This window comes from Microcystis aeruginosa LEGE 91341, assembly GCF_015206885.1.
GTDB classification, from domain to species: Bacteria; Cyanobacteriota; Cyanobacteriia; order Cyanobacteriales; family Microcystaceae; genus Microcystis; species Microcystis aeruginosa_H.
Genome location: NZ_JADEXY010000050.1, coordinates 1 through 22,212, shown reverse-complemented (window position 1 = coordinate 22,212; position 22,212 = coordinate 1). Strand labels below are relative to the sequence as shown.

Sequence of the window (22,212 nt, the reverse complement as noted above, 5' to 3'; positions counted from 1 at the left end):
TTCCCATCCTAGGTTAGGGGTAGAATTCTTGTCAAAAGACCGCTAGTCAAAATGAAAGTTAATTTTTTATAAAAACTATTGACTTTTCATCTCATTTATGTATTGGCGGGATACCAGCCAGATCGAGAATTTTCGGGACTAAATCCTCTCGTTTAATCGCCATGATGTGGACACCTTGACATAACTGCTGGGCTAATTTTATTTGTTCGGCGGCGATTTTTATACCTTCTTCGAGGGGATGAGGTGCATCAGCGAGTCTTTGAATGATCTGATCGGGAATTTGTACCCCCGGCACATTTTTATTTAAAAATACGGCATTTTTAGCCGATTTTAACAGAAAAATTCCCGCTAGAATCGGTTTATCGGCGAGGGAGGCCACCTGCTGCATGAACTTATCAAGACACTCGAAATCCGTAACTAATTGACTTTGAAAAAACTGCGCTCCTGCTTCGATTTTACGCTCAAAACGGCTTTGAAGACCGGACCAACTTTTTGACTGCACATCAACGGCAGCCCCGGCAAAAAGTTCTAGGGGTCCATCTGGTAAAGATTTATCGTTAAAGTCAAAACCCTTATTTAATTTATCGATTAATTTTAACAAACGTACCGATTCTAGGTCAAAAACTGCCCTAGCTTTGGGGTGATCTCCTGCTTTGACGGGATCTCCAGTTAAAGCTAGTATATTTCTCAATCCCAAGGCATGAGCGCCCATTAGATCTGCTTGTAATCCGATCACATTGCGATCGCGGCAGGCCATTTGACAGATGGGTTCGATGTCGTGTTGATAGAGAATAGCGGAGGCAGCCAGAGAGGACATTCGCACTACAGCGCGACTGCCATCGGTAATATTAGCCGCATGAACGCGATTTTTTAGCCAGAGGGCCATTTCTAGCATATGACTGGCATTACCCCCTTTTGGGGGAGTAATCTCGGCTGTAATCAAAAATTCTCGGTCTTGAACCGCGCGTCGTAAACGAGTAGTCATCAATTTATCTAGGTTTTAATCATAAATTTTATAGTAGATTTAGCCCGGAAATGGCTCTTAGGGAAGCAATGATCATCGGGCTGCTTTATACTGGTCGGTGTCAGTGCCTGGCTGATATTTAAGTTAACTGGCAGGAAAAAATTTCTAATGTAGTATAATACACGGACAGTTTAACCAAATTCGTTTACAAGTGTAAAGGACAACCGATTCGATCGAGCAATCATGCCAACTCTTTCTCGTTTACCTACTAAAGACAAAGCCCTAATCATGACCCATCCCCTCAAAATCGTCGCTTTAGGTGATAGCCTTGTGTATGGCTATGGCGACCCCGTGGGTGGCGGTTGGGCCGAGCGCCTACGTCGTTTGTGGATGGAAAGTGCCGGTCATGCCCTGTATAATTTGGGGATTCGCGGCGATCGAGTGGTACAAGTGTCCGAACGTTTAGAACAAGAATTTCGTCTCAGGGGGGAAATTCGCAATCGTCTCCCTGACCTGATTCTTCTCTCCGTCGGTGTTAATGATACAGCCCGTTTAGGCCGGCCCGATGGTCGTACTTATACCGATCAGGATCTTTTTCAAACTCAAATCGAACATTTACTCACCCGGGCCCGTTCTCTTTGCCCGGTTTTGTTTGTAGGTATGATTCCGGTAGATGAGCGGAAAATGCCCTTTTTAGATTGCTTTTACTTCAACCATGGCGATCAGTATAGTTTTAAGGAAACCACTAAACAAGCTTGTCTAGAGCAAAATATTCCCTATCTCGATTTATTTGATCTCTGGATGAACCGGGGTGATCTGTGGTGTCAAGAAAGATTAATGGAAGATGGACTTCATCCCAATGTGCAAGGCTATCAATCAATTTTAGAGGATATTTTAAACTGGTCGCCCCTCACCTCCTTTGTTGGTGTGGATAGTTTTATTCAACCTTTCACAGGAATTGCACAAAAGTGATGTCCTCTATTCTCAGTGGATCTAGCGGCGTTACAGAAACGAGAATATCTGGTAATATAACCGAACTTACCCCCTACATATCTACTACAATCCTGAACAGGCAATTGCGCTACTCGTTCAAAATGTAGTAAATTAAGGGGCAAAATTTGCCAATCATTGCTCTGAATTTGTGACTCAATAAATTCTCGAAAAGGTGAATCAAAAGTTAATTTTTCCAGACTATATTTGATCGTCATTTTCCCAAAACCACCTTAACTAAGATAAACTAGATTTTCTCTTTCATTAATCATAATTTTATGGTTGTCTCTCAATTGTTTATTATTGGTGACATACCAAAGAAATACATGAGTATCTATTAAAACTTTGAGCATAATTATTGATAATCTTCAAAATCAGTTAAAGGGGCATCAAAATTATCGGCTATCCCAACTTTTTCCGCAGCACTTCTGGGTTGACGCGGCGGTTTCTTGGCTAACTTTACAGAACTTAATTTAACTACAGGTTCATTATTTTCTGTGATGATAATTTCTTCACCTTTAAGTACGGCTTCCAATAACTCATTAAGTTGATTTTTTGCTTGTTTTAATTCAACTGTAGTCATTAGTTTACCTCACTGATCAACAACACAAACATTAGTTTAATCTCAATCAAGAAAAGCGATGGATTAAGTTAAGTACCTAAGCAAAATTAATTACACATATCTAACCACCTCTTGCCTCTTGCCTTTTGCCTATCTTTACTAGGAAATTAATTTTGCACGACTACTTATATCTATATCCTTACTTTTAATCATGATACCAATACTCACCCCCTGCTGAATGTCAGACACATTCTCATACTTTCTAGCGGAATTATCGCCATTAGCCTGTAGTAGTAGTAAGGAAACCCAACACACAATAATTGTTATGATTTCTTGGAGCAGCTTGAAAAATCAATCTTCTATGTTCAGCAACATCACGACATCAGTGAAGAAATTGGCACTCGGCAAGGGTTAGTATGAAAATGGGATCACTCATTTAGATTTCAGATGGTATATGGTAAAATTTGCATAATTCAGTAAGATTAGTATTATCCTATATTATTTCAACTCAACTTCCTATGAGTAACAAATCTACGATTAAATTGCTGATCGCTTTTAACGATCCTAACCTGGAGCCTGAAGAACGCGACGAACAGGCCCAAGTATTACTGACAGAACTAAAACAGGCAGATGAAGTTGAATCGGTTAAACGTATTCTTGATCCCAATCCCCCTGAAGGTAATAAGTCGTTGGGCGGTTTTTTGGGTGGAATCTTAATGACCGAAGTTAACCCCGCTAATGGCAAAAAACTGTTAGGGTTTCTGGGCGATCGCCTGGGAGGTAAACCGATAGAATTGTCGGTAGAGGCCAATGGTCGCAAGTTGACGGTTAAGGCTCACAGTCGAGAAGAATTGGAAATGGCTATTAAAGCGGCTCAAGACTTTATCTCAGGTTAAAGAAGGTATTATGGCAAAATTTGCTTTGTTAATTGGTGTGAGCGAGTATTCCGAAGGATTGCGCCCAATTTCTAGTGCCATTCTAGACGTTGAAGCAATGCGCCGAGTATTAGAGCATCCAGACATGGGAGCCTTTGATCAGGTTACTGATCAGGTTACAGTTTTGCGTAACCCAGACAAAGGGAGCATGGAAAAAGCAGTTGAGGTTTTATTTGCTAATCGACAGCGAGATGATTTGGTGCTTTTATATTTTTCTGGGCATGGACTTAAAGATCAAAAGGCTAGATTTTTTCTAAGTACAAGAGACACTGGGCGTGATCAGAATGGAGATTTTCGTCTTGCAACAGCTTTAGCGGCAAGTAAACTTCAAGAGTACATCACAGATAGTCGTTCCCAAAGGCAGATAATTATTCTCGACTGCTGTTTTAGCGGAGCATTGGTTCAGGGAATGCCAATCAAAGGGGAATTTAACATTCAAGAGGAATTAGGAGGTAAAGGAAGGGCGATTTTAACCTCTTCTAGTCCGATTGAATATTCTTTTGAGTCGGAAGATAACGATTTGTCCATCTATACAAAATATCTAGTTGAAGGAATTGAAACTGGTGCAGCAGATAAGGATGGTGATCAATTAATTTCTGTTAATGAATTGCATGAGTATGCCAGCGAACGAGTAAAGGAAGCTGCCCCGGCAATGACTCCCAAATTTTATCTTTCTCTTGAAGGAGACGAGACTATTTATTTGGCCAGATCTCCTCTTGCTGCTAATGATCCTAAATTTAAGTATCGTAAAATAGTTGAGGATATTATTAAAAAGTGGAATGATGAGGATATTAAAGATTATTGTTTTAAGGAGGAAGACTTTTCTGCTGCAGATAGGGCAGTTTTGGATGCAACAATAGAGCAATTAAATCTCTCACCAGATGAAGCCAGAACGATTGAAACAGAAGTTCTTAACCCACTGCTACGGCGACGAGACAATATTAAGAAATATAGGAATGCGTTTCGGAAAATAATAGCTGCTGCCAATCATACTCCATTGAAAAACAAAGATATAGAGAGTTTAAAGAAACTGCAAATTATCTATGGACTCAGGGATGAGGATATTCAGGTGATTGAAGAAGAAGTGCAAAATGAGGTTTATCCCCCCATTCCTCCGAGGATTCCAACAAGCACTTCTCCTTCTGCAAAAATTGCCCAAATTTTGCATTCTATAAAAACTTCAAAGCTCCAAAATTTCAAATTAAATCTGCCAGTTAGCATAGGAATAGCATCAATAGCAGTTGTAAGTTTATTTGCCATTTCTCGCCCTTATATTATTCAATCTGATTGTCCAAAACAAACGGACGACTTTATTAGTGAAGGAGAAGAAGTTCTTAATTACTCTCAATCGTTTAACAAGAAGAAAGGTGCAGAATATTTTGCACAGTGTGATTATCAAGAAGCCTTGTCAAGATTTGAGAAAGCATGGCAAGAGGATAGGCTAGATCCAGAAACATTAATTTACTTAAATAATGCTTTACTAGAAGCCAATAAAAAGCCATATTACACCATTGCTGTTGCTGTTAGTATTCCCAAAAATCAAAATAGCTCTAATGATGATGATGATGATAGTCGAGCAAAAGAAATGTTACGAGGAGTAGCACAATTACAAACAAAAATTAATCTGGGAATTTTAAATGACAATGATCCATTCCTCAAGTATTTTCCAGATCAAGATTTTATCAACAAAAAAGCGATTAATGGTAAGGGATTAAAAGTTGTCATTACTAATGATGAAAATGACGAATTACTAGCCAAAAAGACAGCATCATCTCTTTCCCATCGTCCTGAAATTTTAGGGGTTGTTGGTCACTATACCAGTGAAATGACTGTGGCAACGGTGGATATTTATAAGGAAAATGATTTAGTTTTGATTTCTCCCGGATCAACGACTAGCGAGCTTACTAAATACCCCAGAAAAAATTTCCAGCGAACTGTTTTTTCCAGCGATCAACAATCTCCTGCCATTGCAAAATTTTTGCAAGAAAAGTCTATTAAAAAAGTGGTGGGCTTTTATAGTGAAGGAAGTCCATTTAGTGAATCTTTTTTTAATAGTTTTAAAACTATTTTTACAGGCCCTCCATTCTCTGGAACTGTAGTAAAATTAGATGAATTTGATCTGGGAAATAATTTTAAGGCAGAAGAAGCCATCCAAGAGTTACGACAAACAGAAGCAAAAATAACAGAAACAATAGGGCTTGTACTATTCCCAAAAGCAATTGGCAATGCTCAAGGCGATGCAATTAGACTTATAAAACTTAATAATAGTCAAAATTGGGTTATCGGATCATGGGGACTTCGTAGTTCTCGTACCTTAAAACAAATTGACAACCTACAACCTTTTCAAAAGTTTGTTATTGCGGTTCCTTGGGATTCTTTGACCAGTCCTAACAAGAATTTTCTTAAGGATGCCAAAATTTTATGGACTACAACTTCTGTTAATGCAATAACAGCCCTATCCTATGATGCAACGCTTGCTCTAACAAAAGCTCTAGAAAAGGAAGATAATCCCACACGAATTAATATCCTTGAACAATTAAAGTCTCCTGATTTTCTTGTCACTAAAGGTGCAACTGGGACAATTCAATTCGATCAAAATGGCGATCGCAAAAAATTGGATGAAAATGGCGATCCCCAAAATCCCTCCGTAGAATTTGTTCACATTGTGGAGTGTCGGACACTAAGTTCAGATTTTGCTTTTGTCCCAATCAAGTATCCTACTGCTAAAGATGCTGGTTTATCCTGTTTAAACTCACCCAAAAAGCCTAGTCCCTAGCTAATCAGGGTTGGTTGAAAAAGTCTGAAATGCCGCGAGGAAAAAGGTTTCGACTCAATTAAGCGATCGCCGCTCTTGTCGGTTGGATTGACCTAAGGAAACCCAACACAGAATTAAATAACCAACTAAAATAATCTATACTAAGCCAATAAAGCCTGTTTTATTGGTTTTCTTGCATCCTATCGACAGTAGGCTAAAACTAATAATTAATATCATCGTCGCAATCACTCGTGGACTGGAGACAACAACTAATTATTTTTACCCGTTATCCGGAATTGGGGAAAGTAAAAACCCGTATGATTCCAGCTTTGGCAGCCGAGGGAGCCGAAGAATTACACCGCAAACTGGCCGAATATACTCTCAGTAAATTAGCGGGTTTGAGGAATTTTCTCTCCCTGATTATTTACTACCATGGCGGCAGCGAGGAAAAAATGCGTACTTGGTTAGGTGTGCATTATTCCTATCATTCTCAACGGGGAAAAGACTTAGGAGAAAAGATGCACAATGCTTTTGCCGATGGTTTTGCTCAAGGGATGACAGCGATCGCTATTATTGGCACAGATTGTCCAGAAATCGGGGAAAAACAGATTTTAGCAGCCTTTGAGGCCCTAAAAACCCACGATATGGTTTTAGGGCCGGCGTTAGATGGAGGATACTACCTAATTGCTTTAAAACAGGTCTTTCCAGAGCTTTTTGACGGTATTCCCTGGGGAACGGGGGAAGTCTTGGCAAAAACCCAGACAATCGCCGCTAAACTGGCTTTAAAAACCGCTTATCTGCCTAAATTAGCCGATATTGATCGCCCGGAAGACCTGCCTATCTTAAAAAAATACCTGCCGGAATTAAGGTTGAACGATGACGGGGGTTCCCATGCGGACTAAATCAAACAACACTTTCACATCCCGATTCCGCATCCGCACACAACCATGGGAAGCGGCGCTACCGAGGGAATTTTCTGCGGGGGTGCCGTGAAAACCGATGGAATTTTTGCCGTCACTCCAAAAACCGATCCATCTTTCCCCTAGGGCACTATTAGGACCGGGAGCGCTGACTTTTCCCGTCCAGGGACTTTTCCAGACGGGATTGCGAACTAATTCCCGCACTTCAAATTTACCGGTGGGGGTTTCCCAGCCTTTTTTGCCGACGGCGACGGTAAATTGCGCTAAAAGTTGCTTATCTTGATAAACGTAAACTTTTCTCTCTTTCAGTTTTAAGATCAGATGGGTAGCGAGAGTTTGATTGGCCGCCGTATTGGGGGTGACGGTGCTGATTTGGTTAGCTTGGGCCGGATATACGGGTAAACAAGTTAATCCTAATCCGATGATTAAGAGGGTCAAATTTCGTTTGAACGCCATTGTTTCTACACTCCTCAATTGCGATAGCGATAATTTTTAAGGATAGCAAACAGGGAACTTTTTGGAAGCTCAAGCCGCTTATACTGTGCCAGTTTTAGCTTCGTACTGCCGACAACCTTCACAGGGACCCGGGGGATTAACCGCACAACGCAAATGGGGGGAATAGCCATTAAAACGACAACTAAGATCACCGATAAAGGCCGGTTTATTTTCTGTCCCTGGAGGGATTGACAAAAAATCACTGGCAATCACCGTGCTGTATTCGTGACGATAGCGAATCCCTCTCAAACGGTTGCTTAATCTCTGTTGGGATCGGTTAATTAACCAGAGACTAAGCAGAGAGGGAAAGAGAGCGAGGATAAAAACAAAGGTTATCCTGATCACGATTGCAGTTTAGGCGATCGCCAGTGATACTAACTTATTATCGAGGCCGGCCCTAAAAATTAGGCCATAACCAGGGAAGACTTGAGGGGTTCTTCCTTTTTGCTTTCATAAACTGCCCCAGAACTGGGGAATCCTCTGGTTAGTTCCCGGACTTTAATCTCACCTGCTTGCAGGGATTTGGTCAAAATTTCCATGGCAACCACGGGTTTACCGGCACCACAGAAGAATAAATCGGCGGCGAAATAGCCGTGTTCAGGCCAGGTGTGGATCGCGATATGAGATTCAGCTAAAGTCGCCGTCGCGGTAACTCCGTGGGGACTGAACTGGTGGACACACAAATCGATCAGCGTTGCTTCTCCTGCCGTAATTCCATCGAGGATAGCGCGACGAATGCGCTCGGGATCGTTGAGGAGGTCAGCAGGTACTTGCCAAGCATCGACAATCAAATGGGTTCCCAGTTTGGTCATTTTTTTTTCAATACTCCCTATCGAAAAACCTTCACAGATTTACTAGCATAACACAATTTTTCTAACTTGTGCAAAAAAGATCTGGTTTTTCTCGGTTACTTTCTCTAAAAACTGGGACAGGGTAGGGGAGAAGGGTGTGGGGAGATGGGAATTATGAATTATGAATTATGAATTGGGGTGTGGGGAGAAGGCTTACGTCTGCTTGACAATAGTATCGTTAGGCGTTAGGATTCGAGCGTGGTGGAGTGGACTACCACTAAAATTAGCTAAATGCGATGAACAGCAACCGTTTGCCCAATATCCATCCCGGTGAAATCCTCAAGTTAGATTTTCTGGAACCGCTCAATATTACCCCCTACAGACTGAGTAAAGATTTAAGCGTAGCTCAAACTCGTATCGGTGAGATTTTAGCCGGTAAGCGTAGTATCACTGCGGATACAGCTTTGCGTCTGTCACGATATTTTGGTAACAGTCCTCAGTTTTGGCTGAATCTTCAAACAGACTACGATCTCCGTCAAGCTCAGGCAAAGAATGCCGAGGTTTATAACCATATTCCCATCACTCCATTTACAGATGTAGCTTAGGGGACTAATTTTATCTAGGAGGGGGGACAGGATTAGTGGGGACGGTGGGACTGGGAGAAGCGGCAGGAATGGGGGGATTTTCGGGTTTACGGACTTGGGGGACGGGTAACAGATAGAAAAGTAGGGCGCAAGCGACAAGACTGCCTAATCCTGCCAAAAAAGGCACTGTTCGACTGGCCACCGATTCATTAACCTTATGGTAGCGACGGGAAACTGGCTGTAATTTCAGGGTTAGGTCAGGTAAAGTGCGAGTATCGGCAAAAAATTGGTCAATCGCTTCTATTAAATCGAATAACTGCACGGTACTGATTTCTATCTTGACCGGACTTTCTGGGATATTCAAGTCCGTTGATGGATACCAGACCAGACGATGGAGATTCTGGTCAATCTTTTCTAGGTACACATGATCTGGTTCATGGACGGGGTCTTGGGGATGACGAACACCGCTTAAAAATTCTTGGGCATACTGACTGACCGCTTGTACTAAATTTTCCAAGAAAACCCGACCACCTTGCAGGACTTTATTGGCCCCGATTAACCGACATTCTACGTTAGTCAAAATTGAGAGTAAGGGTCGGCTATCCCCGGGGTTAGCTGGGGCGAAATCGTCGCCGAAACCATCGAGAATCAGGGTACAATTGGGCAAGCTATACTGTCTTCTCATCTTTACACGATCTCCCCATCAAATAAACTAATCCAAAACCGCTGCATTCCCGTCGTACCAGTACAAAATAATAACCGATCGAGGAGGGATAAAGCCAGTTCATTTAAAGCATTTTCATCGGCTAGATAAACCGATACTTTCGCCCGACGGGGGTTCATGCGACTGCGAAAATTGGAGCGAAATCGTTCTAGGTATTCTGATAAAAGAAAATTATTATCCACGGGTAAACCTTTTGACTCCATCTGTTGCCGCGCTAACAGTAATTGTCGGATGGATATAGCTAGGGGTTTGGCCCGATAACTGGCAATGATAACTAAAGCTTTTGCTTGGTCAAGGGTGAGACGGTCGAGGGTGTAGGAAATTCGCCAGGGATTAGTACAGCGTAAGCGCCAGAAAATAATCCGGTTTCTGACAATTTTATCGAGTCCTAGTTCTTTAGAGAGGGCTAACAGGGCCTCCCCAGCACCGACTTCTAAGGATTCCAACGCTAATAGCATTAAATCGATATGCTGTTGGAGATGTAGGGCGCATTGCTGACTGGCAATCGGAAAATCGGGTAAAACGCTTAAAATAACTGGGTTTTCTGGGGCTGATGCTGTAGATTCGGGCGTTAGGCTAGTAGAGGTCATGATATAGGAGAACTAAAACACAAGGGCGATCGAGTCAGGATATTGTAAATTGTATTGTATAGATAGCTGTCCCCCATTTTACGAGACACGGAAACCGAATGGATCTGAAATCACTGATTCGCGATATTCCCGACTTTCCCAAACCGGGTATTGTCTTCCGCGATATTACTACCCTACTCAATCATCCCCAAGGATTACGTTACACGATCGATACCCTAACGGCAAAGTGTCGCGATTACGGTTTATCCCCCGATTACATTGTCGGTATGGAATCCCGGGGTTTTCTCTTTGGTGTTCCTTTAGCATACCAATTAGAAGCGGGATTTATTCCTGTCCGGAAACCGGGCAAATTACCCGCCGCTGTTCACAGTATCGAGTATGATTTGGAATACGGAAGCGATAGCCTCGAAATTCATCAGGACGCGGTGGCATCCCATCATAAAGTCTTAATTGTCGATGATTTAATTGCGACGGGAGGAACGGCAAAAGCAACGGCAGATTTATTAGAAAAAATTGGTTGTGAGGTGTTAGGATTTGCCTTTATCATCGAGTTAATCGACCTCGGTGGTCGGGAAAAATTACCCGATTTACCGATTATTACCATCATCGATTATTAGGTTTTTTTAAGTACCCAAGCAGAATTAATTACACATTTTGCTAACACTCTTGCAAGAGTGCCTATCTCAAAAATGGCAATTAATTCTGCGCGACTATTTATCTCCTGTCTCCTGAATTGGAGTCCCCACTAGGAAATTAACTTGGCACGATTACTTATGACGGCGACTGATGATAATTATAAGGCGGCAAACGCTCGATCGAGTGCTAATGGGTTACAATCTCTCCTAACTAGCGAAACTTTTTTATATATTGTCAAGCGTGTTCTCCAGGGTTTATTAACTCTGTTGTTGGCCTCAGCTTTGAGTTTCGCTATTATCCAATTAACCCCCGGCGGTTTTCTAGCTTTGCTTGACCTTAATCCCAAGATTAGTCAGGAAACTAAAGAACAATATATTGCCCTTTTTGGGTTAAAAGACCCGCCGATTGTCCAGTATTTTAAATGGTTGTGGCAAGTGGTAACTCAGTTTAATTTTGGTCTGAGTTTTACCTATTTTCGTCCCGTGTCTTCCCTATTATTAGAGAGAATTCCAGCGACGTTATTAATGTCTTTAACTTCCATCATTTTAACCTGGGCGATTGCGATTCCCTTGGGCATTGTCAGCGCCGTCAAACAAAACCAATTTATCGATAAATTTTTCCGAGTTATCAGTTATCTTGGTCAAGGTTTTCCCAGTTTTATCACTGCTCTTTTACTGCTAATTCTCGCCCAAAATGTCTCGCCGCTTTTACCGGTGGGTGATATGACCAGTATTAACTATTCGGAATATTCCCCTATCGGTAAAGTTCTAGATATCGCTTGGCACATGATTTTACCAACTATTGCCCTGACAGTTACCAGTTTTGCGGGATTACAAAGATTGATGCGGGGACAATTATTAGATGTTCTGCGACAGGATTATATTCAAACCGCCAGGGCCAAAGGTTTACCAGAAAATAAAGTTATCTATGTCCACGCTTTACGCAATGCTATTAATCCCCTGATAACTCTTTTGGGCTTTGAATTTTCTAGTTTGTTAAGTGGGGCATTTATCGCCGAATTTTTCTTTAACTGGCCTGGATTAGGTCGTTTAATTCTGCAAGCTGTGACGGCTAAAGATTTATATTTAGTTATGGGCAGTTTAATGATGGGTGCTACTATGTTGATTATCGGTAATCTTCTGGCTGATTTACTTCTCAAAGCTGTAGATCCTAGAATTAAATTGGAGGATTTAAAGTAGGGGAAATGGGGAAATTTTATCAGTTATCAGTAAACAGTAATCAGTTATCAGTGGGGAGATGGGGAGATGGGGAGATGGGGGAAATTTCAACTAAAACCCTAAAACACCAAACCCTAAAACACCAAAACCAATCCCCAACCCCTTTTTTCCTTTTCACTTTTCACTTAACCAACTATGTTAGCAACTACTCATTATTTACTCAGGTCAAAACAAGACGGACAATACCTAGTAGCGCGTCTGAGAAAAGGTGAAAGCGAAACTCCAGCTAGTTATCTGCTTCTGTTTAAAGAATCCTACGATGCTTTAAGTTATATCAACACCCATGCTCAGGATTTAGCCAATAATTTTTCTGTGGAAACTCTCTCAGGAACACAATTAAAGGGACTGATGCAGCGATGGGGATTTGCAGGAATTGGTTTAGTTAGTGAACCTTTGGAACCACAAGTGCAGTTTTTAGCCTACGAAAAAGGATTTAATCTCTAAACTATGAAAAGACTGTTAATCACTGGAGTTAGTGGGTTTTTAGGTTGGCATATTTACCAAAAAACTCGCTCATCTTGGGCCAGTTTCGGTACATACCTTAATCATAATGTCAATAGTAATGACCCAAATTTAATTAAAATTAACTTAACAGACTTAGCCGCAGTTAAAGAACTTTTTCAACAGATTAAACCCGACGCAGTAATTCATGGGGCAGCCCAATCAAAACCCAATCTCTGTCAAGAATTTCCCCAAGAATCCGAGGCAATTAATCTGACAGCTTCTCTAGAAATTGCCCGTTTATGTAGTCAATATCAAATACCCCTAGTTTTTACCTCTACCGATTTAGTTTTTGATGGTAAAAATGCCCCCTATTCCGAACATGATCCTGTTTCTCCAGTCAGTGTCTATGGTGAGCAAAAAGTAGCGGCAGAAAAGGGTATTTTAGCAATATATCCTCGGGCAGCTATTTGTCGAATGCCTTTGATGTTTGGTTCCCCTTCTCCCAGCGCTAATAGTTTTCTACAACCCTTTTTAAAAACCCTGCAAGAGGGAAAAGAATTATCTCTATTTACCGATGAATATCGGACGGCTGTTGGGGTTAATAGTGCGGTGAATGGGTTACTTTTGGCATTAGAAAAAGTGCAAGGGATTATTCATCTGGGGGGTAAAGAAAGAGTTTCTCGTTATCAATTTGGTTTACTAATGGCGGCAGTTTTTAACCTTCCTAGGGAACAAATAAAACCCTGTTTACAGTGCGATGTTCCCATGAGCGCACCGCGTCCGCAGGATGTTTCTCTTGATAGTTCTCTCGCTTTTTCTTTGGGTTATCAACCATTAAGTAATAAAACCGAATTAGAGGCAATTAGAGATGAAATTATCTGAACAAAAGCGGACTATATTAATCATCTTACTCCTGTTTTTAACCGCTATTCTCATGACCAATTATTTTGAGGTAGGGATGACAGGAGTGTTGGCTTTTTTCGTTGCCTATCTTTCTAAAGGATTGCGAAAAGTTAAGTAAAAAATATTTTTTTCAATCAACAATCTCGAATTCTATTGACTGCTCTTGGGCAAAATTATAGGTAAAATGATCGACAATATTAGTATCGCTCAATTCGAGATTATAAAAATCGATCACTGGTTGATCAAAAAGTGGGCCAGCATGCCAAGTTCCCACCTCTAATTTAATAAAACAGTCGCCGGGGATGCGAAAAACCTTTAATTTTTCTAAATCCGGTTGAGGATGAGAACTAGGGGGGGCCACTCCTAAAAACCACTCTTGTCCCCCCAAAGAACCAAGACATTGGGTACATTGACTATGACGAGTAATTCGGTTAAATTTACGTCCGCGAGTCTGTAAACGCATAATATAAAAGCGTGGCACACCGTTTTTTAAATGCAGTTGTGCATCGCTTTCATCAAACATTTTTCCATCATGGCTAGGGGTTATTAATTGACCGTAGGGACGGAAACTCTCGGCGGTAATTAGTTGCGCTGACAGGGGACGAACGGTAATCGAATTACTCATAAAAATTACTGCTGACTAACAGTTATCGCTGTACCATCTCGGAGAGAAAGAATATTATTAATAGCAATTCTTTCCCCGGCATTTACTCCAGAAATAACCTGATAAGCTTGCCCTTGAATCGTGCCGACTTGAATTGGTTTTTGTCTGACCACTAAACGCTCCTTGGCATTTTCTTGACCTTCTTTAGCCTTTTCTTTTTCGGCCACAAAAACAAAATTTTGCGCCCCGATGCTAGTCACTGCCGTGGTGGGAATTAATACCCCCGGTTTTTGATCCCAAATTAACCGCGTCCGCACGTATTGGTTATTGCGAAGACTGCCATCATTAGTAAAGGCAAATTTGACTAAAACCGATTGGGTAGCTTGGGAAACGGTGGGAGAAATAAAAGTTACTTGACCGCGAACCCCGGCACTGCCATCGGGATTAATAATTTCCACGGGCAACCCGACACGCAGACGAGGTTGTAATTCCACGGGAATCTGCACATTTAGTTCCAAAGTTTTATTATTAGTCAACGAGGTTAATTCTTCACCCAGGGAGATAATATCGCCGACTTTTCTTTGATTAAAATCGCCGACAAAACCATCAATCGGGGCGGTAATGGTGTTAAAAACTAAATTCTGACGCGTCGCCCCTAATTGTCCCTCAGCGCTGGCCACTGCCGCTTGACGACTGTTCACTGTTGCCGCCGCCGCCGCCACCTGTTGCTGTGAGGCTAATTCGTTTTGAATGGCGATATTTAATGCTTCTTTGTTTGCCTGTAGGGTAGCTCTAGCCGCCGTCACCTGTTGACGGGCTGCATCACGATTTTTGGACTGGGCCTCTACTTCCGCTCTGGTGGCCTGAATGTCGCGCCGGCGATTATCTAAGTCCTGTTGGGGCTGTGCGCCTTGTTTGACCAGAAATTCGGCTCTTTTTAGGTCTTTTTCCGCTAAATCTAAATTAGCTCTCGCTCTCTGTAAATCAGCTTCGGCGGCGCTCAACGTGGCGATCTGACTTTTAACATTGGCTTCAGCATTGGCCACATTTGCCCGATTCTGGGCTATTTGGGCTTTATTTGCGGCCGCTTGCGCTTGTCTTTGCCGTAAATCTGCCTCAGACCCATTGAGGTTCGCTTTGGCCGAATTTACCTGGCCAATACCAGCGTTTACCTGTTGCTGTTGTTGTTCGGGATCTAATTCGGCGATTTTTTGTCCCTGAGTTACCTGATCGCCAGATTTAACGAAAATAGAGCGAATCCGACCGGTAATCTGAGGGGAGACGCTAACACGCTGTTGGGCGAGCAAAGTCCCCACAAATTCGCTACTTTGCACTAATTTGTCGGTGCCGAGGGTTTGCAGTTTGACGGGAACAGCCGCAGGTCCAGTGGCCTGGGGGCCCTGGGGGGCGCAACCAGCGACAATTAGGGAAACGGCGATCGACGAACCGATCGCTCTCGATAGGTTAACGGATCGTTTAATCATTGTTAAATTTAGGGGTTTTTAGCGGAAAAAGTGCTAGGAAATCGGAAAAGGAAGAGGAAGATGAGGAGAGAAGCTTTTCCTTAAATTTTACTCTACAGAATTGATCGCCGTGATCGCTGTTTGTCTTTGATCCAAGCTAACAATATTACAGGTAACTAATCTTTGGGCGAGGGTGGTGTATTCTAGGCGACCACCGGCGATCTGATATTCGTCCCGGGGCGCTGGCAGATGACCGACGGGAGCATTGAGGGTATAGTTAAGATTTTCTTTAAAAATAATCCAATCACCACCTTTACGCCAACCGATGCGATCGCCAAAAGTTTGAAAATTTTCGATCGCCACTAAGCGCCCCGGTCGATTACCCGTCTCGGTAAAAATACGAAATTGGGTACTGAAACTAAAACGGCCCCCAGAAGCTTCTTTCCAGAGTTGATCCATCTTTTGCAGATCCCAACAGGCCAATTTTTGCAGATCTTCCATGGTAAACCAGCCCTGTAATTCCCGTCCGGTTGCTTTCAGCATTAAATTACGGGTTTCATCGTTAGCTTGTCGCCAATTTTGTTGAGCGAGGAAATTTTTCAGGCGAGTGTAATTAATGCCCGTGGTCGGTGATACCATTTCCCCAGAGGTGGCAGTCTGGGCAACGATCGCCGGCAAGGGATTGAGAAATAAGGCGATCGCAAGAGTGATCTGACAGAAGGAAAAATTAATTCTCATAAACCCTATTTATTAACCTGATGCAAAGAAATCCTACAATAGCATAGACGAAATTTGCCGTTTTTACCGCCTCCTTAACTCCTATGGCTTTCACTTGGATCCGACACCACATTTTGGGATTGCAAGACTGGCAACCGGAAGAATACCAAACCCTGCTACAAACGGCCTCTAGTTTTCGTGAAGTTCTTTCGCGACGTACCAAGAAAGTGCCGGCCCTACAGGGACAAGTGGTGACAAATCTTTTTTTTGAACCTTCCACCCGCACCCGTAGTAGTTTTGAACTAGCGGCGAAACGTCTTTCGGCCGATGTTCTTAATTTTGCCCCGGGTAGTTCCAGTTTGACTAAAGGGGAAACGATTCTCGATACCGCTTTAACCTATGTGGCCATGGGTACGGATATTTTTGTTATCCGACATCAACAGTCGGGAGTTCCCGATTTAATTGCCGCAGCAATGGATCGTTTGCAGTCGGGGGTCAGTATTCTTAATGCTGGGGACGGTCAACACGAACACCCCTCCCAGGGACTTTTAGACCTGTTTACGATCTGTTGTCTGTTAGATGACGAAAATCCCCGTTTAGAACTGTTAGAGGGCAAAAAAATCGCTATTGTCGGGGATATACTCCATTCTCGTGTCGCTCGTTCCAATATCTGGAGTTTAACTACGGCAGGGGCGGAAGTACATCTGTCCGCACCCCCCACCCTACTGCCGAAATATTTTGGGGAACTGTGCGATCGCATATTTCTCCACTGGGATTTAGAACCAGCTTTAGAAAAGGCCGATTTTGTGATGACCCTGCGACTGCAAAGAGAACGAATGACTGCCAATCTTTTGCCCAGTTTACGCGAATATCATCAAAGTTTTGGCATTACTCGTCCTCGTTTGCAATCCTGTCAACCGGGGGTGAAGGTACTTCATCCAGGTCCTGTGAATCGGGGAGTGGAAATTAGTTCCGATTTAATGGATGATCCCGATTTTAGTCTGATTTCCCAACAAGTTACCAGTGGTGTCGCTGTCAGAATGGCTTTGTTATACCTGATCGGTAATCTTCGCGGCGATCGGTAAAAGCTTCTCAGGGATTTGCTCTTTTAGTCTGGTTTCATTGAAACAATCCTAAAGTTTCTATCAAGGTAAATATCATACTTTCTTCCTCCCTCACACACAGCATCTTCTGCTTCAAATAGGTTAGTCTCAACATCAAATTTCATCGCTTTAGGATTCCTACAACCCTGTTTTAGCAAAGCAGCGGTCAACTGCGATTTCTCTTCCGGGGTCAAAGCTCGATAATCACTACTATTAGCTTGACCTGCATAGATTGACATTCCTATAATGCTAAGGGATAGTAAGCTTATGATCGATTTGGTCTTCATTTTTTCAATTTCTTGAATACAATAAAAACATCATTCCAAGGGTTTTAAACCCAAATTTTCGGTAATTAGTTCGGCACGATTACCGATCAACTATATCTTAGGGGAAGCATACTTGGATGGCAATAAGTATAAATACTCAAGCTATCCCTGGGGCTTTTCTAGAAACTTTGACCGATACCGAATTCCGTTCTCAAGGGAAGGGTATAATTAAACTAAGAAATCAACATTTTCAGCTAAAGCCATGCAATTAGCCTTAGAACAAATTATCGTCAATCCCGGTCAACAGTTACTTTTAAAAGAGCTTAACTGGCAAAAATTTGAGACAATATTATCAGAATTAGGAGAAAGTCGTGCTTCTCGGTTATCCTACAGTAACGGAATATTAGAAATTATGGTACCTTTACCCGAACATGAAAAAGATAAAGAAATCATTAGTTATATGGTTCAGTTTTTGTTAGAAGTACTCAATATTGATTTTGAACCATTAGGATCAACAACATTTAAAAACGAGCGGATGAATCAAGCGGTTGAACCTGATGCCTGTTTTTATATTAAAAACTATCAGGCCGTTATTGGCAAAAATAGACTTAATTTAGAAAGTGATCCCCCCCCCGATTTAGTCCTAGAAATTGATATTACTTCCCGTACCTATTTAGATAATTATCGACAGTTAGGTGTTCCCGAACTGTGGCGTTATACTCAAAGTGGCCTACAGATTAATTTATTACAAGAAGGAGAATATATTGAGTCTTTAAGCAGTCCCAATTTTCCTCATATCCCGATTATTGAATTAATTAATCAATTTGTTAAACAAAGTCAACAACTGGGGAGAAGTGAAGCCATTAGAAACTTTAAAAATTGGCTGACGGAAAATATAGATAATAGTTGAAAAATCCTAACATTTTCGACTAAGATAAATTCGTCCGTCGAGAGTTGTATAAACTTCTTGCGGTTCAATGATTCAGTTTGTTATTAGAATCTAGTTCACAAAAATAGATTAGATCATTGTTTTGAGCAGGGAATTTTTTAACCTCAGTGGGTGTGGATAAATCAGACAGGACAGAGGTACAGCCGTTGGTGCTAGTTCTGAAAGTACCATGGTTATTCATTCCTCGTAGTTCGATTTTTACTTTGATGATTAATCAATTCACCGAGGCCGATTAAAATTCTAGAAATTAGCAGAATGAGAGCCTCTTGATTAAGAAAATATCCCGTAGAGGCTGTTAAAAAGTTACTGTTTTCTTGTCAGTTAAATTTTGTTAAGATAATGCCCAAAAACTACAATTTATGGTATGAAAAGAGGTAAGTCGAAACCGAGTTTGATTTTTGCTTACTCTAAATCAGAAAGGGCATTGGGCAAGATTAGCTAACTATCCCTTTTTTGCCTCTTCCAGGTCATGATAATGCTGATAAGCGCCGATTTCGGGGTTAAAGGGGGCGATTTCTTCAGTTACAGTTAATCCCAAACCTTCTAACATTGCTTGTAGGACAGAATCGGGGGCCAGACGCAGATAATCGGGGTTAATTTCTAGGGCTACATGACGATTACCCAGGTGATAGGCGGCTTTGAGGAGTAAATCCGTTGAAGGGGCGGTAATAGTGATAACTGGTTCGGGTTTAGCGATAATTTGAACAATTTCGCCGTTTTCTCCCCGTAGGAAATCGCGATCCTGTAGAATGGTGCCGCGAGGTAAACGAAAACAGAGGGAAAAACCTTCGGGACTGTCGAGACGATAACGGCTGCGGGTGCGTTCTTCGGCCGTAAGCAGGAGGCTAAAAAGTACCGTTTCTGGGGGAGGTGGACTAGCGGTATGACGGGGGGGTAAGCGCTCGGTAAAAGTTAACATGATATTGGTCAATCGGAAAAAACATTCTTATTGTAGCCCTGACTCCAACTTGACCCGAAAAACTGAGGAACTTTTTCTAGTTATTTTCCCGCTGCAGACGAATCATCTCATTTCGCACCTGTCGTCTCAAGTTATCATCGCTACTAATCCGGTTAGTAATGGTGTTAAACTGAGCGGCAGTCAGACCACTATCTTCGACAATCTTTTTTGAGTTATTACAATAATCGACGGCAATTCTTTGGGCATTAGCGGGAAGATTATTAAAGCTTTCCCGTTGGTTACAGGTGATTGCTGGGGGAATTTTGCCTAAAATTTGCGAAATTGCCTGATAAGCTTGTTTTCTTTGGGTTTCGATCAACAAAACTGCGGTTGCATAACGTTTAATTTGGTCAGCCGTAAAATCTTGAGTATAAGCGGAAGACCGGAAACTAACTACCTCCGTCGTCCAAGAAAATTCGGGGATCAGACCGCCAAGAATGGCGATTACTGCCAAAAAAGTCACGATAAAAGAACGTCTTAAGCTTTGACCTAGATCGGCTAGGGGATAGCAGTAAATCACCATGCGAGTTTGTCGCTGAATAGATAATGATAGCAAACTTTCCAGTTAAATCCTGCTTTTTTGAATATTTTTAACGATCATAAGTTCCAATTCTAGCCAATATCTCCTGGGCCCGAACCTTAATTTTTAGGCAGAAATTGCTTTGGTAAACTTTTTTAACGTTTTTGGTGGCAAAATTAGTCAAAAATCTTGGAGAGAACCGATGAACGATTTTTGGGAAGTTAGGATGCCTATCGCTTTTAGAGAATATTTATCGGCAATTTAGCTTGCTAATCTCTTTTTATTAGCTTATCTCGCTGTTAATCTCTCGCTTATTCCCTTTTGTTTCTCCCATTGCTGGGGAATCGGGGGGAAATCTAGATAAATTAAAGGTTTCAGCGATTCCGATCGAGACAATTCCCGCTTAGAATAATGCAGTGGAATATATAGCCAATGAGGATTTGAGGCATTATTTAGTGATCTCGATCCTGGCGAGTCCTCAACAGGGGAACCATAATAAACTACTGACAACCACCCTAAACTCAGAAAAACCGCAAAAAAAGGAGTTAGCGCATGAATAAAGGTGAATTAATCGATCAAATCGCTCTCAAAGCCTCTGTCACCAAAAAACAAGCAGATGCTGTTCTCACTGCCGCCATCGAAACCATTATCGATGCGGTTTCTGAGGGGGACAAAGTAACCCTAGTAGGATTCGGTTCCTTCGAGGCCCGGGAACGTCAGGCCCGGGAAGGACGCAACCCAAAAACCGGCGATAAGATGGAGATTCCAGCCACTCGCGTCCCGGCTTTCTCGGCGGGTAAACTGTTTAAAGACAGAGTGGCTCCGGATAAGGAATAATTACTGTTGAGTTTTGTTCGCTGTAAGTCTTTTGCCTAGACCTAAACATGGTGGTAATCTTGACTGGGCGGCCGCCATTGCCGGCTGTCCGGTTTCCTCTATTCTCGATTTTTCTGCCAGTATCAACCCCCTCGGTCCGCCGGAAAGCGCCCTAACCGCTATTAAAAGCCATTTGACCAGTCTGACTCGTTATCCTGACCCCCAGTATTGGCAGTTGCGTTCTGCCCTCGGTCAATGGCACAATATTGGCCCAGATTGGATTCTCCCCGGCAATGGTGCGGCTGAGTTATTAACCTGGGCCGGTCGGGAATTGGCCTCATTTGATAGTGTTTATGTACTAACACCCGCTTTTAATGATTACGAACGGGCTTTAAAAAGTTTTGGTGGGAAAATCTGCCAACATTCCCTCGATTTAACCAGTTTAAAGCCGGTTAATCCCAAAAAACAAGGCTTATTACTTAATAATCCCCACAATCCCACAGGGAAACTCTGGACGGTGGCGGCCATTCGTCCCTATCTATCGCAATTTGGTTTGGTGGTAGTGGATGAAGCTTTTATGGATTTTTTACCCCCGCCACAACAGGAGAGTTTAATATCTCTGTTGCCGGAATATCCTAATCTCGTGATTTTGCGTTCCCTAACTAAATTTTACAGTCTCCCCGGTTTACGTCTAGGATACGTCCTCGCTCATCCCGATCGCCTGTTACAATGGCAAAGATGGCGCGATCCTTGGTCGGTGAATAACTTGGCTGTGGTTGCCGCTATTGCGGCAATTGAAGATAGGGATTTTCAACAACAAACCTGGGACTGGTTAACAGCAGCCCGCGAGGATTTATGGCGGGGATTAGCTAATTTTCCGCAATTACAACCCCAAACCAGTGCCGCTAACTTCCTCTTAGTACAATCTCAATCTTCCTGTTTACCGCTACAGGAAGCTTTATTAAAATATCATCGAATTTTCATCCGCGATTGTCTCAGTTTCCCCGAATTGGGCAGCAATTATTTTCGGGTCGCTGTCCGTTTACCAGCAGAAAATCAACGATTATTATCGGCTTTAGAGAGTATTTTAGCTGCGTCTGATAAGTAGGGTTTGCGGCAAAAAGTTTGTTGGTGGGGTTAGGAGTCTCCGAGTCAGGAGACAGGAGACAGGAGACAGGAGACTATTTTTATTTGTTTTCCCTGCTCCCTTCTCCCCCACTCCCATCTCCCTTCTCCCCACTTCATAATTCATAATTCATAATTCATAATTCCCGCTCCCCACTTC

At 42.3% G+C, this 22,212-nt stretch carries 28 protein-coding genes; 15 read left to right on the top strand and 13 right to left on the bottom strand.

Translation table 11 applies throughout. The features are described from left to right. Positions 1-91: 91 nt before the first annotated feature. Positions 92-985 carry a methylenetetrahydrofolate reductase gene (locus IQ234_RS09825; RefSeq protein ID WP_193956956.1) on the bottom strand — a complete coding sequence of 298 codons (894 nt, stop codon included), beginning with the start codon at positions 983-985 and terminating at the stop codon, positions 92-94. 222 nt (positions 986-1,207) lie between these two features. Between IQ234_RS09825 and IQ234_RS09820 the strand changes: the two genes are divergently transcribed. Further along, positions 1,208-1,936 carry a GDSL-type esterase/lipase family protein gene (locus IQ234_RS09820; protein ID WP_193956955.1) on the top strand — a complete coding sequence of 243 codons (729 nt, stop codon included), beginning with the start codon at positions 1,208-1,210 and terminating at the stop codon, positions 1,934-1,936. 373 nt (positions 1,937-2,309) lie between these two features. Here IQ234_RS09820 and IQ234_RS09815 read toward each other — a convergent pair whose 3' ends face one another. Beyond that, positions 2,310-2,537 carry a type II toxin-antitoxin system Phd/YefM family antitoxin gene (locus IQ234_RS09815; RefSeq protein ID WP_193956954.1) on the bottom strand — a complete coding sequence of 76 codons (228 nt, stop codon included), beginning with the start codon at positions 2,535-2,537 and terminating at the stop codon, positions 2,310-2,312. Between the two features lie 497 nt (positions 2,538-3,034). On the opposite strand from IQ234_RS09815, the gene IQ234_RS09810 reads away from it, so the two are divergent. From IQ234_RS09810 to IQ234_RS09800, 3 genes are all read left to right on the top strand, one after another. After that, complete coding sequence (locus IQ234_RS09810) at positions 3,035-3,412, top strand: hypothetical protein (protein WP_193956953.1); 378 nt, start codon at positions 3,035-3,037, stop codon at positions 3,410-3,412. A gap of 10 nt (positions 3,413-3,422) precedes the next feature. Next, entirely contained in the window at positions 3,423-6,227 is a 2,805-nt protein-coding gene (locus tag IQ234_RS09805; RefSeq protein WP_193956952.1) for a caspase, EACC1-associated type, read from the top strand. 230 nt (positions 6,228-6,457) lie between these two features. Beyond that, positions 6,458-7,108 carry a TIGR04282 family arsenosugar biosynthesis glycosyltransferase gene (locus IQ234_RS09800; RefSeq protein WP_193956951.1) on the top strand — a complete coding sequence of 217 codons (651 nt, stop codon included), beginning with the start codon at positions 6,458-6,460 and terminating at the stop codon, positions 7,106-7,108. Here IQ234_RS09800 and IQ234_RS09795 read toward each other — a convergent pair. The 3 genes from IQ234_RS09795 to speD form a co-directional block, all read right to left on the bottom strand. Continuing rightward, positions 7,070-7,582 carry a L,D-transpeptidase gene (locus tag IQ234_RS09795; RefSeq protein ID WP_193956950.1) on the bottom strand — a complete coding sequence of 171 codons (513 nt, stop codon included), beginning with the start codon at positions 7,580-7,582 and terminating at the stop codon, positions 7,070-7,072. The two genes, IQ234_RS09800 and IQ234_RS09795, sit on opposite strands and share 39 nt — an antisense overlap. 78 nt (positions 7,583-7,660) lie before the next feature. Next, entirely contained in the window at positions 7,661-7,966 is a 306-nt protein-coding gene (locus tag IQ234_RS09790; protein WP_193956949.1) for a DUF6464 family protein, read from the bottom strand. 59 nt (positions 7,967-8,025) lie between these two features. After that, a complete protein-coding gene (gene speD, locus IQ234_RS09785; RefSeq protein WP_002735723.1) occupies positions 8,026-8,433 on the bottom strand; it encodes an adenosylmethionine decarboxylase in 408 nt (135 codons plus the stop codon). 275 nt (positions 8,434-8,708) lie between these two features. On the opposite strand from speD, the gene IQ234_RS09780 reads away from it, so the two are divergent. Further along, a complete protein-coding gene (locus IQ234_RS09780; protein ID WP_130757539.1) occupies positions 8,709-9,017 on the top strand; it encodes a HigA family addiction module antitoxin in 309 nt (102 codons plus the stop codon). A gap of 10 nt (positions 9,018-9,027) precedes the next feature. Here the strand turns inward: IQ234_RS09780 and IQ234_RS09775 are convergent, their stop codons facing one another. Together IQ234_RS09775 and IQ234_RS09770 are read right to left on the bottom strand one after the other, a co-directional pair. After that, positions 9,028-9,681 carry a DUF4335 domain-containing protein gene (locus IQ234_RS09775; RefSeq protein ID WP_002768934.1) on the bottom strand — a complete coding sequence of 218 codons (654 nt, stop codon included), beginning with the start codon at positions 9,679-9,681 and terminating at the stop codon, positions 9,028-9,030. 2 nt (positions 9,682-9,683) lie between these two features. Next, positions 9,684-10,310 carry a DUF3038 domain-containing protein gene (locus IQ234_RS09770; protein ID WP_193956948.1) on the bottom strand — a complete coding sequence of 209 codons (627 nt, stop codon included), beginning with the start codon at positions 10,308-10,310 and terminating at the stop codon, positions 9,684-9,686. A 98-nt stretch (positions 10,311-10,408) separates the two neighbouring features. On the opposite strand from IQ234_RS09770, the gene IQ234_RS09765 reads away from it, so the two are divergent. The 5 genes from IQ234_RS09765 to IQ234_RS09745 all read left to right on the top strand — a co-directional run bounded on the left by IQ234_RS09765 (position 10,409) and on the right by IQ234_RS09745 (position 13,649). Then, the gene (locus IQ234_RS09765; protein WP_002742074.1) at positions 10,409-10,927 is read left to right on the top strand and encodes an adenine phosphoribosyltransferase; all 519 of its coding nucleotides are present in this window, start codon (positions 10,409-10,411) and stop codon (positions 10,925-10,927) included. Positions 10,928-11,083: 156 nt separating this feature from the next. Further along, the gene (locus IQ234_RS09760; RefSeq protein WP_193956947.1) at positions 11,084-12,145 is read left to right on the top strand and encodes an ABC transporter permease; all 1,062 of its coding nucleotides are present in this window, start codon (positions 11,084-11,086) and stop codon (positions 12,143-12,145) included. Between the two features lie 174 nt (positions 12,146-12,319). After that, on the top strand, positions 12,320-12,628 hold the full coding sequence (locus IQ234_RS09755; RefSeq protein ID WP_002737657.1) for a hypothetical protein: 309 nt from the start codon (positions 12,320-12,322) through the stop codon (positions 12,626-12,628). A gap of 3 nt (positions 12,629-12,631) precedes the next feature. After that, the gene (locus tag IQ234_RS09750; protein ID WP_193956946.1) at positions 12,632-13,510 is read left to right on the top strand and encodes an SDR family oxidoreductase; all 879 of its coding nucleotides are present in this window, start codon (positions 12,632-12,634) and stop codon (positions 13,508-13,510) included. Beyond that, positions 13,497-13,649 (top strand): hypothetical protein, encoded by a 153-nt coding sequence (locus tag IQ234_RS09745; RefSeq protein ID WP_185240789.1) that lies wholly within the window; start codon positions 13,497-13,499, stop codon positions 13,647-13,649. Before IQ234_RS09750 ends, IQ234_RS09745 begins: the two co-directional genes overlap by 14 nt. A 12-nt stretch (positions 13,650-13,661) precedes the next feature. On the opposite strand, the gene IQ234_RS09740 is transcribed toward IQ234_RS09745, so the two are convergent. The 3 genes from IQ234_RS09740 to IQ234_RS09730 all read right to left on the bottom strand — a co-directional run bounded on the left by IQ234_RS09740 (position 13,662) and on the right by IQ234_RS09730 (position 16,336). Beyond that, entirely contained in the window at positions 13,662-14,156 is a 495-nt protein-coding gene (locus tag IQ234_RS09740) for an ureidoglycolate lyase (RefSeq protein ID WP_193956945.1), read from the bottom strand. A gap of 5 nt (positions 14,157-14,161) precedes the next feature. Continuing rightward, entirely contained in the window at positions 14,162-15,619 is a 1,458-nt protein-coding gene (locus IQ234_RS09735; RefSeq protein WP_193956944.1) for an efflux RND transporter periplasmic adaptor subunit, read from the bottom strand. An 87-nt stretch (positions 15,620-15,706) separates the two neighbouring features. After that, positions 15,707-16,336 carry a GUN4 domain-containing protein gene (locus tag IQ234_RS09730; RefSeq protein ID WP_193956943.1) on the bottom strand — a complete coding sequence of 210 codons (630 nt, stop codon included), beginning with the start codon at positions 16,334-16,336 and terminating at the stop codon, positions 15,707-15,709. A gap of 83 nt (positions 16,337-16,419) precedes the next feature. On the opposite strand from IQ234_RS09730, the gene IQ234_RS09725 reads away from it, so the two are divergent. Further along, positions 16,420-17,400 (top strand): aspartate carbamoyltransferase catalytic subunit, encoded by a 981-nt coding sequence (locus IQ234_RS09725; RefSeq protein ID WP_193956942.1) that lies wholly within the window; start codon positions 16,420-16,422, stop codon positions 17,398-17,400. Between the two features lie 23 nt (positions 17,401-17,423). Here the strand turns inward: IQ234_RS09725 and IQ234_RS09720 are convergent, their stop codons facing one another. Then, complete coding sequence (locus IQ234_RS09720; protein WP_193956941.1) at positions 17,424-17,705, bottom strand: hypothetical protein; 282 nt, start codon at positions 17,703-17,705, stop codon at positions 17,424-17,426. A 241-nt stretch (positions 17,706-17,946) separates the two neighbouring features. Here IQ234_RS09720 and IQ234_RS09715 point away from each other — a divergent pair, with 241 nt between their 5' ends. Then, the gene (locus tag IQ234_RS09715; RefSeq protein WP_193956940.1) at positions 17,947-18,594 is read left to right on the top strand and encodes a Uma2 family endonuclease; all 648 of its coding nucleotides are present in this window, start codon (positions 17,947-17,949) and stop codon (positions 18,592-18,594) included. Between the two features lie 481 nt (positions 18,595-19,075). On the opposite strand, the gene ureE is transcribed toward IQ234_RS09715, so the two are convergent. Next, a complete protein-coding gene (ureE, locus tag IQ234_RS09710; protein ID WP_193956939.1) occupies positions 19,076-19,552 on the bottom strand; it encodes an urease accessory protein UreE in 477 nt (158 codons plus the stop codon). A 76-nt stretch (positions 19,553-19,628) separates the two neighbouring features. Further along, positions 19,629-20,114, bottom strand: a complete 486-nt coding sequence (locus IQ234_RS09705) for a DUF4168 domain-containing protein (RefSeq protein ID WP_193956960.1) — start codon at positions 20,112-20,114, stop codon at positions 19,629-19,631. A 139-nt stretch (positions 20,115-20,253) separates the two neighbouring features. On the opposite strand from IQ234_RS09705, the gene IQ234_RS21605 reads away from it, so the two are divergent. The 3 genes from IQ234_RS21605 (at position 20,254) to cobD (ending at position 22,035) form a co-directional block, all read left to right on the top strand. Next, complete coding sequence (locus IQ234_RS21605) at positions 20,254-20,376, top strand: hypothetical protein (protein WP_002801323.1); 123 nt, start codon at positions 20,254-20,256, stop codon at positions 20,374-20,376. Between the two features lie 287 nt (positions 20,377-20,663). Next, positions 20,664-20,948: an HU family DNA-binding protein gene (locus tag IQ234_RS09695; RefSeq protein WP_002739253.1), complete on the top strand. Its 285-nt coding sequence runs from the start codon at positions 20,664-20,666 to the stop codon at positions 20,946-20,948. A gap of 31 nt (positions 20,949-20,979) precedes the next feature. Continuing rightward, a complete protein-coding gene (gene cobD, locus IQ234_RS09690; RefSeq protein ID WP_193956938.1) occupies positions 20,980-22,035 on the top strand; it encodes a threonine-phosphate decarboxylase CobD in 1,056 nt (351 codons plus the stop codon). The last annotated feature ends 177 nt before the right edge of the window (positions 22,036-22,212 follow it).

What these genes read in the sequence shown, in the direction of transcription:
- IQ234_RS09770 (WP_193956948.1), bottom strand. Translation starts at nt 10,310, where the DNA reads ATGACCTCTACTAGCCTAACGCCCGAATCTACAGCATCAGCCCCAGAA.
- IQ234_RS09765 (WP_002742074.1), top strand. Translation starts at nt 10,409, where the DNA reads ATGGATCTGAAATCACTGATTCGCGATATTCCCGACTTTCCCAAACCG.
- IQ234_RS09745 (WP_185240789.1), top strand. Translation starts at nt 13,497, where the DNA reads ATGAAATTATCTGAACAAAAGCGGACTATATTAATCATCTTACTCCTG.
- IQ234_RS09825 (WP_193956956.1), bottom strand. Translation starts at nt 985, where the DNA reads ATGACTACTCGTTTACGACGCGCGGTTCAAGACCGAGAATTTTTGATT.
- IQ234_RS09720 (WP_193956941.1), bottom strand. Translation starts at nt 17,705, where the DNA reads ATGAAGACCAAATCGATCATAAGCTTACTATCCCTTAGCATTATAGGA.
- IQ234_RS09810 (WP_193956953.1), top strand. Translation starts at nt 3,035, where the DNA reads ATGAGTAACAAATCTACGATTAAATTGCTGATCGCTTTTAACGATCCT.
- IQ234_RS09740 (WP_193956945.1), bottom strand. Translation starts at nt 14,156, where the DNA reads ATGAGTAATTCGATTACCGTTCGTCCCCTGTCAGCGCAACTAATTACC.
- IQ234_RS09695 (WP_002739253.1), top strand. Translation starts at nt 20,664, where the DNA reads ATGAATAAAGGTGAATTAATCGATCAAATCGCTCTCAAAGCCTCTGTC.
- IQ234_RS09750 (WP_193956946.1), top strand. Translation starts at nt 12,632, where the DNA reads ATGAAAAGACTGTTAATCACTGGAGTTAGTGGGTTTTTAGGTTGGCAT.
- IQ234_RS09730 (WP_193956943.1), bottom strand. Translation starts at nt 16,336, where the DNA reads ATGAGAATTAATTTTTCCTTCTGTCAGATCACTCTTGCGATCGCCTTA.
- IQ234_RS09805 (WP_193956952.1), top strand. Translation starts at nt 3,423, where the DNA reads ATGGCAAAATTTGCTTTGTTAATTGGTGTGAGCGAGTATTCCGAAGGA.
- IQ234_RS09815 (WP_193956954.1), bottom strand. Translation starts at nt 2,537, where the DNA reads ATGACTACAGTTGAATTAAAACAAGCAAAAAATCAACTTAATGAGTTA.
- IQ234_RS09780 (WP_130757539.1), top strand. Translation starts at nt 8,709, where the DNA reads ATGAACAGCAACCGTTTGCCCAATATCCATCCCGGTGAAATCCTCAAG.
- IQ234_RS09755 (WP_002737657.1), top strand. Translation starts at nt 12,320, where the DNA reads ATGTTAGCAACTACTCATTATTTACTCAGGTCAAAACAAGACGGACAA.
- IQ234_RS09705 (WP_193956960.1), bottom strand. Translation starts at nt 20,114, where the DNA reads ATGGTGATTTACTGCTATCCCCTAGCCGATCTAGGTCAAAGCTTAAGA.
- IQ234_RS09735 (WP_193956944.1), bottom strand. Translation starts at nt 15,619, where the DNA reads ATGATTAAACGATCCGTTAACCTATCGAGAGCGATCGGTTCGTCGATC.
- IQ234_RS09775 (WP_002768934.1), bottom strand. Translation starts at nt 9,681, where the DNA reads ATGAGAAGACAGTATAGCTTGCCCAATTGTACCCTGATTCTCGATGGT.
- IQ234_RS09715 (WP_193956940.1), top strand. Translation starts at nt 17,947, where the DNA reads ATGCAATTAGCCTTAGAACAAATTATCGTCAATCCCGGTCAACAGTTA.
- IQ234_RS09795 (WP_193956950.1), bottom strand. Translation starts at nt 7,582, where the DNA reads ATGGCGTTCAAACGAAATTTGACCCTCTTAATCATCGGATTAGGATTA.
- IQ234_RS09760 (WP_193956947.1), top strand. Translation starts at nt 11,084, where the DNA reads ATGACGGCGACTGATGATAATTATAAGGCGGCAAACGCTCGATCGAGT.
- IQ234_RS09725 (WP_193956942.1), top strand. Translation starts at nt 16,420, where the DNA reads ATGGCTTTCACTTGGATCCGACACCACATTTTGGGATTGCAAGACTGG.
- IQ234_RS09820 (WP_193956955.1), top strand. Translation starts at nt 1,208, where the DNA reads ATGCCAACTCTTTCTCGTTTACCTACTAAAGACAAAGCCCTAATCATG.
- ureE (WP_193956939.1), bottom strand. Translation starts at nt 19,552, where the DNA reads ATGTTAACTTTTACCGAGCGCTTACCCCCCCGTCATACCGCTAGTCCA.
- speD (WP_002735723.1), bottom strand. Translation starts at nt 8,433, where the DNA reads ATGACCAAACTGGGAACCCATTTGATTGTCGATGCTTGGCAAGTACCT.